At 70.5% G+C, this 12,290-nt stretch carries 11 protein-coding genes; 4 read left to right on the forward strand and 7 right to left on the reverse strand.

Annotated features, from left to right (window positions below):
* Nucleotides 1–2 precede the first annotated feature (2 nt).
* Nucleotides 3–1,034, reverse strand: a complete 1,032-nt coding sequence (locus tag ACJX2R_RS02650; protein WP_413105757.1) for a LacI family DNA-binding transcriptional regulator — start codon at nucleotides 1,032–1,034, stop codon at nucleotides 3–5.
* 217 nt (nucleotides 1,035–1,251) lie between these two features.
* On the opposite strand from ACJX2R_RS02650, the gene ACJX2R_RS02655 reads away from it, so the two are divergent.
* The 3 genes from ACJX2R_RS02655 to ACJX2R_RS02665 all read left to right on the forward strand — a co-directional run bounded on the left by ACJX2R_RS02655 (nucleotide 1,252) and on the right by ACJX2R_RS02665 (nucleotide 4,392).
* Entirely contained in the window at nucleotides 1,252–2,109 is an 858-nt protein-coding gene (locus ACJX2R_RS02655) for a sugar phosphate isomerase/epimerase family protein (protein ID WP_413098553.1), read from the forward strand.
* A gap of 64 nt (nucleotides 2,110–2,173) precedes the next feature.
* A complete protein-coding gene (locus tag ACJX2R_RS02660) occupies nucleotides 2,174–3,370 on the forward strand; it encodes a Gfo/Idh/MocA family protein (protein WP_413098554.1) in 1,197 nt (398 codons plus the stop codon).
* Between the two features lie 23 nt (nucleotides 3,371–3,393).
* On the forward strand, nucleotides 3,394–4,392 hold the full coding sequence (locus ACJX2R_RS02665; protein WP_413098555.1) for a sugar phosphate isomerase/epimerase family protein: 999 nt from the start codon (nucleotides 3,394–3,396) through the stop codon (nucleotides 4,390–4,392).
* A gap of 121 nt (nucleotides 4,393–4,513) precedes the next feature.
* Here ACJX2R_RS02665 and ACJX2R_RS02670 read toward each other — a convergent pair whose 3' ends face one another.
* From ACJX2R_RS02670 to ACJX2R_RS02685, 4 genes are all read right to left on the reverse strand, one after another.
* Entirely contained in the window at nucleotides 4,514–5,284 is a 771-nt protein-coding gene (locus ACJX2R_RS02670) for an SDR family NAD(P)-dependent oxidoreductase (protein ID WP_413098556.1), read from the reverse strand.
* A 186-nt stretch (nucleotides 5,285–5,470) separates the two neighbouring features.
* The gene (locus tag ACJX2R_RS02675; RefSeq protein ID WP_413098557.1) at nucleotides 5,471–5,908 is read right to left on the reverse strand and encodes a Zn-ribbon domain-containing OB-fold protein; all 438 of its coding nucleotides are present in this window, start codon (nucleotides 5,906–5,908) and stop codon (nucleotides 5,471–5,473) included.
* Between the two features lie 75 nt (nucleotides 5,909–5,983).
* Entirely contained in the window at nucleotides 5,984–7,756 is a 1,773-nt protein-coding gene (locus ACJX2R_RS02680) for a biotin carboxylase N-terminal domain-containing protein (protein WP_413105758.1), read from the reverse strand.
* A 167-nt stretch (nucleotides 7,757–7,923) separates the two neighbouring features.
* The gene (locus ACJX2R_RS02685) at nucleotides 7,924–9,537 is read right to left on the reverse strand and encodes an acyl-CoA carboxylase subunit beta (protein ID WP_413098558.1); all 1,614 of its coding nucleotides are present in this window, start codon (nucleotides 9,535–9,537) and stop codon (nucleotides 7,924–7,926) included.
* Nucleotides 9,538–9,639: 102 nt separating this feature from the next.
* Between ACJX2R_RS02685 and ACJX2R_RS02690 the strand changes: the two genes are divergently transcribed.
* Nucleotides 9,640–10,320 (forward strand): TetR/AcrR family transcriptional regulator, encoded by a 681-nt coding sequence (locus ACJX2R_RS02690; protein WP_262704529.1) that lies wholly within the window; start codon nucleotides 9,640–9,642, stop codon nucleotides 10,318–10,320.
* Between the two features lie 75 nt (nucleotides 10,321–10,395).
* Here ACJX2R_RS02690 and ACJX2R_RS02695 read toward each other — a convergent pair whose 3' ends face one another.
* Together ACJX2R_RS02695 and ACJX2R_RS02700 are read right to left on the reverse strand one after the other, a co-directional pair.
* Nucleotides 10,396–11,379, reverse strand: coding sequence for a quinone oxidoreductase family protein (locus tag ACJX2R_RS02695; protein WP_413098559.1), 984 nt, complete (start codon nucleotides 11,377–11,379; stop codon nucleotides 10,396–10,398).
* Nucleotides 11,380–11,423: 44 nt separating this feature from the next.
* Nucleotides 11,424–12,290 carry a helix-turn-helix transcriptional regulator gene (locus ACJX2R_RS02700; RefSeq protein ID WP_413098560.1) on the reverse strand — a complete coding sequence of 289 codons (867 nt, stop codon included), beginning with the start codon at nucleotides 12,288–12,290 and terminating at the stop codon, nucleotides 11,424–11,426.

Consider the following 12,290-nt stretch of genomic DNA (forward strand, 5'->3'; position numbering starts at 1 on the left):
CCCTATCCGCGCCCGGCCGTGGTGCCGCGCACGACGAGGCGCGGGGTGAGGACGACCTCACGGGGCTCGGTGCGGTCCTGGTCGAGGCGTTCCACGGCGGCGGTCACCGCGTGCCTGGCCTGTTCCCGGGCGCTCTGGCTGACGGTGGTCAGATTGAAGCAGCTCAGCCGGGAGAGGGTGTCGTCGTCGTAGCCGGCCACGGACACCTCGCCCGGGACGGCGACTCCGGCGCGCGCGAGGGCGGCCAGGACGCCGATGGCGCACTGGTCGTTGTACGCGACCACCGCGGTGGGCAGTCGGCCGCCGTCGAGGAGGTGGCGGGCGGCGCGCTCGCCGGACGCTTCCGTGTTGTCTCCGGATAGCACACGGATGTGGTCGCCGAGGCCGTGGCGGCGCATGGCGGTGCGGTAACCACGGCGCCGGTCGGTGGCGATGGCCCCCTTCCCGCCGTCCACGTAGACGATCTCGCGATGGCCGAGGCCGACCAGGTGATCAATGGTCTGACTCACGCCGTCGTCGTCAGCGGTGCGTACGACGTCCAGGGCGGTGTCCGCGATCCGGCGGCCGACGGTGATGACGGGGGCCTTGTTGTCGAGCACGGCGAGCGCGTCCGCGGGTGCGGTGGGGCCGAGCAGGATCAGCGCCTCGCTGCGGAAGGCCAGCAGGGTGTCCACCGCGGTCCGTTCGTCGCGGGTGCGGGTGAGGGTGCTCAGGACCAGGTCGTAGCCGACCTCCTCGGCCGCGGTGTGCAGGTGCTCGACCAGTTCGGCGTGGAACGGGCTGTGGATGTCGACCATGACGCCGAGCAGGCGGCTGCGTCTGCTGGCCAGTGTGGAGGCGGTGCGGTCCACCTGATAGCCGAGGTCGGCGGCCGCCTTCAGGACGCGCTGCCGGGTCCGCTCGCTCGGGCCGGGCACACCGCGCAGCACCAGGGAGACCGATGCCGTGGACAGGCCCACCCGCGCGGCCACGTCCTCCAGTCTGGGGCGCTTGGGCGTGCCGTTCTGGTGACGCCCGGAACCACCGTCCTCCACCCCGGAACCACCATCCTCCACCTGTGCCTCCCGGCGCGAATCTCCTTGTGCGACACCCTTGACACCCTCATGCGGCACGGCCGATAGTACCAGAACTTAAAGCGCTTTAAATTGTCCTGTCGTTCCAACAAAGCGATCGCGAAGTTCGCCGCGAAGGGCACCCGGTGACGCCCATGACCCACTCCGGCCGTGTTCCCCCGACCCGAAGGGATTCCCCGTGAAGATCGCCCTCGACCCGTTTATGATCCGCGACGTTCCGCTTCTCGAACTGCCCTCAGTCGTCGCCGAGTTGGGCTACGAGTGGATCGAACTCTCCCCCCGGGAGGACTTCATCCCCTTCTTCCGCCACCCCCGTGTCGACGACGCCACCGTAAGGAAGTTCCGCAAGGCGCTGGACACGGCCGGAGTGGGCGTCTCCTCCCTGCTGCCCCTGTTCCGCTGGTCCGGCCCGGACGAGGACGCACGGCAGGCCGCGGTCCGGTACTGGAAGCGCTCGATCCAGATCTGTGCGGACCTCGGAGTGGACAGCATGATCTCGGAGTTCAACGGCCGCCCCGAGGACCCGGACCGCAGCGAGGCGCAGTTCTGGCGCTCGATGGAGGAGCTGCTCCCGCTGTTCGAGCGCGAGGGCATCAAGCTCGCGCTGGAACCCCACCCGGACGACTTCATCGAGAACGGCTACGACGCGATCAACCTGATCCGGGGCATCAACCACTCCCACGCCGGCTTCCTCTACTGCGCCCCGCACACCTTCCACATCGGCGACGACGCGCCCGGCATCATCGAGTACGCGGGCGACCTCCTCACCCATGTCCACCTCGCGGACGCCTTCGACCACACCGCGTCCTCGGGCAACCGCTACATCCTCAACCCGCCCGGCACCCCGGCCCGGATCCATCAGCACCTCGACATCGGCCAGGGCGAGGTGGACTTCGACGAGCTCTTCCGCACACTGCGCGCACACGGATTCGACTCCACCCTGACCGCCTGCGTCTTCGCCTGGGAGGAACGGGCCAGGGAGTCCTCCGCCTTCATGCGGAAGAAGATCGACGAATACCTGGCCGCCCATTTCTGACCGGTCCCCCGCCGCTGTCCCGTTCCCCGTCCCTCTCTTTCCCTCGTTTCGAAAGGCATCCGCCATGACCACGTCCGCCCAGCCCCTCTCCGTCGCGGTGATCGGAGCCGGGATGGCCGGCCGCGCCCATGCCGCCGGCTACCGCAACGTCAACACCGTCTTCGACGCGGGTCTGCCGCCGGTCCGGCTGGCCGCGATAGCCGACGCCAACGTCGCACTCGGCGAGGACGCCGCCCGCCGCTACGGCTATGAGAAGGCGCTGCCGAGCTGGGAGGCCGTCGCCGAGGACCCGACGATCGACGCCGTCAGCATCGTCGTGGGAAACGATCTGCACCGCCCGATCGCCGAGGCACTGGTCGCGGCCAGCAAGCATGTGCTGTGTGAGAAGCCGCTGGCGGGAACGCTCGAGGACGCCCGGGCGATGGCCGAGTTGGAGCGTGGCGCCGATGTGGTGACCGCCGTCGGGTACACCTTCCGCCGCTCTCCCGCCATCGCCGCGATCCGCGATCATGTCCTGCGCGATGAACTGGGCGAGCCGACCCTGTTCAGCGGCCGGTACTGGTGTGACTACGCGACCGACCCGAAGGGCCCGCTGAGCTGGCGGTTCAAGGGCGGGCCCGGCTCCGGCGCGCTCGGGGACGTCGGTGCGCACGTGATCGACACCGCCGAGTACATCGCGGGCCCCATCACCGCCGTCTCCGGCGCCTCGCTGTCGACGCAGATCCCCAAGCGGCCCCTGCCGCTGGGCGCGGTCGTCGGGCATAACGCCGCGCCCGTCTCGGACGAGCTCGGCGCGGTCGAGAACGAGGACACCGCGTCCTTCACCGTCCGCTTCGAGTCCGGTCTGGTCGGCACCTTCTCGGTCTCGCGCACCGCCTTCGGACTGCCCAACGGGCTCTCGTTCGACGTCCTGGGCGTGGGCGGCCGGGCCGCGTTCGACCAGCACCGCCCGGCCGAGTACCTCTTCGACGACGCACGGCCCGACACCCGCCCGAGCGGCGCCCGCCAGATCATCGCCGGCCCGAACCTCCCCTACTTCAAGGGCGGTTACCCGATGGAGGCACCGGGCGTGGGCGGCGGCAACGCCGAGATGTTCACCTACCAGGCCCGGGCCTTCCTCGACCAGGTCGCGGGCGTGGCCGAACCGCTGCCGCCGTGCGCCACGTTCGCCGACGCCCTGCGGACGATGGAGATCATCCAGGCCGTTGTCGAGTCCTCGCGCCAGGGCGGCACCGCCGTCGACGTTCCGCCCGCCGTCTGAAACGCCCGTAAGGAGTCGTACCCATGCCCCTCAAGCTCGGCGCCTACACCGCCTGCCTGCACGACCGCACCCTCTCCGAGGCCCTGGACATCCTGAAGGAGAACGGTCTGACCTCGGTCGAGGTCAACACCGGCGGTTTCATCCCCTCCCCGCACTGCCCGGTCGACCTGCTGCTGTCCTCGGCCACCGCGCGCGAGGAGTACCTTGCGGCCTTCGCCGACCGGGGGATGGAGCTGACCGGTCTCAACTGCAACGGCAATCCGCTCAACCCCCTCCCCGGTGTCGGCCCGAAACACGCCGATGACCTGCGCCGCACCATCCGCCTCGCGGGCCTGCTCGGCGTCGAGCACGTCGTCACCATGTCCGGCACCCCGGGCTCCGACCCCGACGCCAAGTACCCCTCCTGGGTCGTCAACCCCTGGGACGGCGTCTACATGGACGTCCTGGACTACCAGTGGGGCGTGGCCGTCGAGTTCTGGAAGGAGATCGACGCGCTCGCCCGGGAGAACGGCGTCCGGGTCGCCATCGAGATGCACCCGCACAACGTCGTCTTCTCCCCGGTCACCCTGAAGCGGCTCGTCGACGAGACCGGTGCGACCAACGTCGGCGCCGAGATGGACCCCTCCCATCTGATGTGGCAGGGCATGGACATCGTCGCCGCCATCATGTGGCTCGGCCCGCTGGTATTCCACGCCGCCGCGAAGGACGCCACGCTCTGCCCCGGCGCCGACATCCGCGGCGTCCTGGACACGTCCTTCACCCGTGTCCCCGCCGACGCCCCCGGCAAGGTCCCCACCGGCTACGGCTTCTGGTGCAACGCCTGGCCCGAGAACCCGGCGTGGAAGTTCGTCGCCGTCGGACTCGGCAACGACGTCCCCTTCTGGACGGAGTTCCTGCGCACCCTCGCCGAGGTGAACCCCGACATGGCCGTCAACATCGAACACGAGGACGCCGCCTACTCGCAGACCGAGGGTCTGGCCCTGGCCGCCAAGAACCTCCGTAGCGCCGCGGAAGCCCTCTGACCCACCCGCGCCGTGGTCCCCGCTTCCGCCGGCCGGTGGAAGCGGGGACCCTCGTATCACTCGCCCCGGATCTTTCGGTACGTCTGTCGGCAGCCGGGCCATCGTGTCGTGAGCCGCGCGGTCAGACGCTGTATCCACCGTCCACCCCCAGCGCCTGCCCGGTGATGAACCCGGCGCGCTCCGACGCGAGGAACACGACCGCCTCGGCGATGTCCCGCGCCTGCCCGAACCTGCGCAGGGGGATGTTGCGCCGGGCGACGGCCAAGGCTTCCTCGTCCAGCTCGCCGGAGCTGATCAGCCGGCTGGCGATGCCGTCCGTGAGCATGCCGGGGGCGACGCAGTTGACCCGGACGCCGTACCGCCCCTCCTCGGCGGCGAGTGCCCGGGCCACCGCCTCGACCGCCCCCTTGGCCCCTGAGGACAGCCCGTCTCGGACCGGGAATCTCCGCGTGGCGACCGTCGTCACGGCGACGATGCTGCCCCGGCTCTCCCGCAGCGGGGACAGCGCGGGGTGGACGAGGTTGAAGAACGCCACCGCGTCGGCCTCCAGCTGCGTGCGGTACCGGCCGGGCGTCACCTTGCTCAGATGCGTCATCGGTACGTGCGGTCCGGCCGCGTAGACGAGGGTGTGCAGGCCGCCGAAGTCCGCCGCGGCGACCCGGACGGCCCGTGCTGTGGCCTCCTCGTCGGTCAGGTCGAGCGCGGTCGCGGCAGCCCGACGCCCGGATGCCTTCGTCTCCTCGATGAGTGCGTGCGCCGCGTCCTGGTTGGCTCGGTAGGTGAAGACGATGTCGCTGCCGCGTGCGGCAAGCAACCGTACGATCGCCGCACCGATGGCCCCGGTGCCGCCCGCGACAAAGGCGGCCCCCGGTCGGCCCACGAAGTCGTCCACGCCTCACGACCCCGGGGACTTGGCGATGATGACCATCCTGACCTCACTTGTCCCGGCATAGATACGAGTGACGGCGCGTCAGGGTACAGCCGGGCGATCGGGTACTCCAGTATGTGGCCGCATCCGCCGGACAGCCGGAGTCAGCGATCGACGGCGCGCGCCTGCGTCTCCGTGCGGAGCGGCACGCTATGAGTCGCAGAGCTGGAAGGCGATCTCCTGCGGCTGCGGCCCGAACCCCAGCCGTACCTGGGCTCCGACACACGCCCTGGCCAGCGGCACGGCGCTGACCCTGGCACGGAGACGGAACCCTTCGCGCATGTCGATGATGGCCATGGCGCGAGGCCTGCCCGCGCTGCGGCCGACAACGGTGACGTGATAGATGACGCCGGTACCGTCACTGCGTTCCTCGGCCATGTCGGTGGAGCCGCAGACAGGGCACAGCAGGCGGCGGAAGACCGCGGTATGGCACCAGCGGCAGCGCTGGAAGTACAGCACCCCGTCCCGGACCCCCCCTGCTGGGATGGGGCCGCTGTCCTGGTCCGCGTCAATCCGCGGTGCGGCGGTCGGGACGCCGTCCCCTGCGAAGGGGCCGTCGCCTGCGGTTTCGATCACTGTATGGGACATGGCGAATTCTCCTGACCGCCGCCGGGTGCGGCGGAACGGCTCTGTGAAGGGGGCGAGGGCGGGCCGGTGCGTTCGTCAGTCCTTGATCTCGCAGATCGCGGCACCGGAGGTGAGGGAGGCGCCGATCTCCGCGGACAGGCCCTTGACGGTGCCGGACTTGTGTGCGTTCAGCGGCTGCTCCATCTTCATCGCCTCCAGGACGACGACCAGGTCTCCCTCCTTGACCTCCTGGCCCTCCTCGACGGCGACCTTGACGATCGTGCCCTGCATCGGGGACGCGAGGGTGTCACCCGAGGCGACCGGACCCGACTTCCTGGCCGCGCGCCGCTTGGGGCGGGCGCCCGAGGCGTGACCGGCGCGGGACGGCGACATGCCCAGCGAGGACGGCAGGGAGACCTCCAGGCGCTTGCCGCCGACCTCGACGACCACCGTCTCACGGCCCGGCTCGTCGTCCGTCTCCGCGTCCGAGGGGGCGGCGAAGGGCGTGATCTCGCCTGTGAACTCGGTCTCGATCCAGCGGGTGTGGACGGTGAACGGCTCGGTGGAGCCGGTCAGTTCGGGGGCGAACGCCGGGTCCCTGACCACCGCGCGGTGGAACGGGATGGCGGTCGCCATGCCCTCGACCTGGAACTCGGCCAGGGCGCGGGCCGCGCGCTGGAGGGCTTGTGCGCGGGTGGCACCGGTGACGATCAGCTTGGCCAGCAGCGAGTCCCACGCGGGGCCGATGACGCTGCCGGACTCCACGCCCGCGTCCAGCCGCACACCCGGCCCGGCGGGCGGGGCGAAGGAGGTCACCGTGCCCGGGGCAGGCAGGAAGTTGCGGCCCGGGTCCTCGCCGTTGATGCGGAACTCGAAGGAGTGGCCGCGCAGTTCGGGGTCGCCGTAGCCGAGTTCCTCGCCATCGGCGATGCGGAACATCTCGCGCACCAGGTCGATGCCGGTGACCTCCTCGGTGACCGGGTGCTCCACCTGGAGCCGGGTGTTGACCTCCAGGAAGGAGATCGTGCCGTCGTTGCCGACCAGGAACTCCACCGTGCCCGCGCCGACGTAACCGGCCTCCTTGAGGATGGCCTTGGAGGCGGAGTACAGCTGCGCGACCTGCTCCTCGGACAGGAACGGCGCCGGGGCCTCCTCGACCAGCTTCTGGTGGCGGCGCTGGAGGGAGCAGTCGCGGGTGGAGACCACGACCACGTTGCCGTGGGTGTCGGCCAGGCACTGGGTCTCCACGTGGCGGGGCCTGTCCAGGTAGCGCTCGACGAAGCACTCGCCGCGGCCGAACGCGGCCACCGCCTCGCGTACCGCCGACTCGTAGAGCTCGGGGACCTCATCGAGGGTGCGGGCGACCTTCAGACCGCGGCCGCCGCCGCCGAAGGCCGCCTTGATGGCGATCGGCAGACCGTGCTCCTCGGCGAAGGCCACGACCTCCTCCGCCCCGGAAACGGGGTCGGGGGTCCCGGCCACCAGCGGGGCACCCGCGCGCTGGGCGATATGCCGGGCGGCGACCTTGTCGCCCAGGTCGCGGATGGCCCGCGGCGGCGGGCCGATCCAGATCAGACCGGCGTCCAGGACCGCCTGGGCGAACTCGGCGTTCTCCGACAGGAAGCCGTACCCGGGATGGATGGCGTCCGCGCCGGACTCGCGTGCCGCGTTCAGGATCTTGTCGATCACCAGATAGCTGGTCGCCGGGGTGTCACCGCCCAGGGCGAACGCCTCGTCCGCCGCGCGGACGTGCGGAGCGTCCCGGTCCGGGTCCGCGTAGACGGCCACGCTCACGATCCCGGCGTCCCGGCAGGCCCGAGCAACACGGACCGCGATCTCGCCACGGTTGGCGATCAGCACCTTCGTCAGCATGCCGGCTCCAGCCCGTCCCCGGCCGCGGTCGGCCGGTCCACCACGCGCGTGTGCGGTGCCGCGACGGCGCCGGTCTGCTCCGCTCGTTCCAACAGGTCGTTCATGCTGTTTTCTCCAAGAGTCGGGGGCTGCTCGTTCGACGAGGCCAGGAGGAGCGGTCCGGACTAGAGGGGGATGTTGCCGTGCTTCTTGGGCGGTAGCGACTCGCGCTTGGTGCTCAGCTGACGCAGGCCGCGCACGATGTGGCGACGGGTCTCGGACGGCATGATCACCGCGTCGACGTAGCCGCGCTCGGCCGCGACATAGGGGTTGAGGAGGGTGTCCTCGTACTCCTGGATGAGCCGCGCCCGGGTCGCCTCCACGTCGCCGCCGGTCTCGGCCTCGGCGAGGGTGCGGCGGTGCAGGATGTTGACCGCGCCCTGGGCGCCCATGACCGCGATCTGGGCGGTCGGCCAGGCCAGGTTGAGGTCGGCGCCCAGGTGCTTGGAGCCCATGACGTCGTACGCGCCGCCGAACGCCTTGCGGGTGATCACCGTGATCAGCGGGACCGTCGCCTCCGCGTAGGCGTAGATCAGCTTGGCGCCGCGCCGGATGATGCCGTCGTGTTCCTGGCCCACGCCCGGCAGGAAGCCCGGCACATCGACGAAGGTGATGACCGGGATGTTGAAGGCGTCGCAGGTGCGTACGAAGCGCGCGCCCTTCTCGCTCGCCTTGATGTCCAGGCACCCGGCGGACTGCATCGGCTGGTTGGCGACGATGCCCACCGAGTGGCCCTCGACCCGCCCGAAGCCGGTGACGATGTTCGGCGCGAACAGTGGCTGTGTCTCGAAGAACTCGGTGTCGTCGAGGATGTGCTCGATCACCCTGTGCATGTCGTACGGCTGGTTCGCGCTGTCGGGCACGAGGGTGTCCAGCTCCAGGTCCTCGTCCGTGACGGAGAGGTCCGCCTGCTCGGGGAAGACCGGCGCCTCGGAGAGGTTGTTGGACGGCAGGTACGACAGCAGCTGTTTGACGTACTCGATGGCGTCCTTCTCGTCGCCCGCCATGTGATGGGCCACGCCGGAGGTGGCGCTGTGGGTGCGGGCGCCGCCCAGTTCCTCGAAGCCGACGTCCTCACCGGTGACGGTCTTGATGACGTCCGGGCCGGTGATGAACATGTGCGAGGTCTGGTCGGCCATGACCGTGAAGTCGGTGATCGCCGGGGAGTACACGGCTCCCCCCGCACAGGGGCCCACGACCAGGCTGATCTGCGGGATCACACCGCTCGCGTGGGTGTTGCGGCGGAAGATCTCGCCGTAGGCGCCGAGGGAGGCCACGCCCTCCTGGATGCGGGCGCCGCCGGAGTCGTTGATGCCGATGACCGGGCAGCCGGTCTTCAGCGCGAAGTCCATCACCTTGACGATCTTCTGGCCGTAGACCTCGCCCAGCGCGCCGCCGAAGACGGTGAAGTCCTGGGAGAACACGGCCACCGGGCGGCCGTCGACCGCGCCGTATCCGGTGACGACGCCGTCGCCGTAGGGGCGGTTGCCGGCCAGGCCGAAGTTGGTGGAGCGGTGCCGGGCGAACTCGTCGAGCTCCACGAAGGAGCCCTCGTCGAGCAGCAGCTCGATCCGTTCCCGAGCCGTCAGCTTGCCCTTGGCGTGCTGCTTCTCCACCGCGCGCGCGGAGCCGGCGTGCGTCGCCTCCTCGATACGGCGCTGGAGATCCGCGAGCTTGCCGGCGGTGGTGTGGATGTCGATTTTGGACACGTCCTCGGCACTCTGTGTAACGGAATCCACGCCGGACCCTCCTGTGGTACTCAATGTCTTATGAACGGTACTCAGTACCGCTCGGTGGGGCAAGTGGTCTCCGAGTACTGAGACAGGGAAGGATGAGGGGTCATGAGCAAGCCAGCCGCGCGGATCCGGCTCGCGGACGCCGCGTTCGTTCTCTTCGACGAACGCGGATACGAGCGGACCACCGTTGATGACATCGCCGAACGGGCCGGAGTGGGCCGTACGACGTTCTTCCGGCACTACCGGTCGAAGGAAGCGGTCATCTTCCCCGATCATGACCGGCTGCTGGAGTTGATCAGGGACCGCCTGGCGACCTCCAGCGAGAGCACCGCCCTGGTCGCGGTATCCGACGCCGTACGCCTGGTGCTGCTGCACTACATCGACGAGGGCGACCTCGCGCGCCGCAGGTACGCGCTCACCAGCAAGGTGTCCGCCCTGCGGGATCGGGAGATCGCCAGCGTGGCGCGCTACCAGCGACTGTTCCGCGAGTTCATCGCGGACTGGATGGGCGACCCCACCGAGGCGGCCTCGCTTCGGGCCGAGCTCATGGCGGCGGCAGTGGTGGCGGCCCACAACCACGTACTGCGCCGATGGCTCCGGGGTGAGTCCGCCGACCCCGTCGCAGAGGTCGACGAGGCGATGCGCGAAGTCCTCGCGCTCTTCCCGACACCTCAGTCCCCCGGGGGAAGGGACGATGACGGCACCACCCTCGTCGCGTTCCGGACCAGCCAGGATCTCGACGCCCTGCTCCCCTCGCTGCGACGCCTCATCGAGGACAACCCTTGAGCGCGCCTCGGCCTCGCCGTCAAACGACGAGCACCGCGCACCCGCGTCCCGGCGTTCAGCGCTCCCGGCCGTAGGTCACGGCGCCGCGACCTCGAGCACCAGCTTGCCCGTGGTGGTGCCCGACTCGATGCGGCGGTGGGCCTCGGCGGCCCGTTCCAGCGGCAGGGTTTCGACCCGCGTCCGCAGGTCTCCCGTCGCCGCGGCCGCCACCGCGCGGCGCAGCGCCCGGCGTGTCTCCTCGGGGAAGGCGGCGGAGAAGGCGGCCAGGTTGAAGCCGGAGACGGTCCTGTTGGTGAACCACAGTTCATTGGCAGGGATACCGATGTCCTCGGCGCCGGAGGCGTTGCCCATCACCACCAGGCGCCCCATCGGGGCCAGCCGGTCCAGCCCCGCCCGGCGGGCCGGGCCGCCGACCATGTCGACCACGACGTCGAACTCGCCCGCGTCGGCGATCCGGTCCCGCGTGATCACCTCGTGGTAGCCGAAGCGCTTGGCGGTCTCGACCTTGGCCGCGCTGCCGACGGTGCCGACCACGTGGCCCGCGCCCAGCAGGCGGGCGGCCTGGCCAAGTTGGCTTCCCACGCCACCGGCGGCCGCGTGGATCAGAACGCGTTCCCCGGGCTCGATCCGGGCCACCCGGTCGAGCACCAGGAACGCGGTGGTGCTGTTGGACGGCAGCGCCGCGGCGACGTCCATCCCGATACCGAGGCCGTCCAGCGGCACGACCAGGTCCGCCGAGGTGACCACCACCTCCGCGTAGCCACCGCTGTCGACGATCGAGAGCGCGGCCACCGGCTGCCCGACGGCCAGCTCCTCGACGCCCTCACCGACCGCCCGGATCCGCCCCGACACCTCGATACCGGGCACGAAGGGGAGCGGCACGTCGACCACGCCGCGCCGGTAGAGGACCTCGGCGAAGTTGGCGCCCGCGTACGTCACGTCGATGGCGACCTGGCCCGGTCCGGGCTCGGGGACGGGAACGGTGGCAACGCGGAGCACCTCGGCGTCGCCGAACTCGGGGATGGTCACTGCCTTCATCTGCCTGCTGCTGTTGTTCATGTCCACGATCCTGCGGGCACGGCGGCGACGCGGGCAGTGCCCACTCATCCTGGGTGTGGCACCACCAGGCTGTGCTGCCGCAGCAAGGTCTCCAGCCGCTGCTGGGTGTCGGTGCCGGGGCGCGGGTTGTGCAGGATCAGATGGTGCCCGGGGTGCTCGGGCAGTGGCAGCAAGGTGGCATCGAAGATCATCGTCCCGGCGTCGGGGTGATCGACCGCCTTCACCGCGCTGGTGTGCTCGGCCACGTCGTGGCGCGCCCACAGCTCGGCGAATTCGGGGCTGACCGCGGCCAGGTCGGCGGCGATGCGGCCGAACTCCGGATCGTCCGGGTAACGTGCCGCGTCGGCCCGGAAGGCGGCCGCCACATCGGTCGCGGTCTCGGCCCAGTTCCGGTGCAGCACCCGGTAGCGGGCGTTGGTGAAGAAGGAGACCAGGCAGTTGTGGTCGCTTTCGCCGTAGCCGAACACCACGCGTGCCGCCTCGTTGACGGCGGTGAAGTTCCAGTGGCGGTCGCGAACATAGCCGGGCCGCGGTGACCAGGCATCCAGCAGCCGCCGTACCTCGGGTGAGGGTGCCGCCGAGGGCGCGGAGGGGGCCTGCGGCGGATTGAGTCCGGCCAGGCGGTACAGATGGGCACGCTCGGCGGAGCCCAGCAGCAGCGCCCGGGCGATCGCGTCGAGGACCTGCTCGGACACCTTGATGTCGCGCCCCTGCTCCAGCCACGTGTACCAGGACACTCCGACGCCCGCCAGCACCGCGACCTCCTCGCGCCGCAGACCGGGCGTACGCCGCCGGCCACCGTCCGGCATGCCGACATCGGCCGGGGAGACCCGGGCCCGGCGGCTACGCAGGAACTCCCGCAGCTCGGTGCGCCGGTCGTCGCGGGACAGGGGCGAATGAGAGGTGGCCAT

Source organism: Streptomyces sp. Inha503, from assembly GCF_047215865.1.
In the GTDB taxonomy this organism is placed as follows: Bacteria; Actinomycetota; Actinomycetes; order Streptomycetales; family Streptomycetaceae; genus Streptomyces; species Streptomyces lycopersici.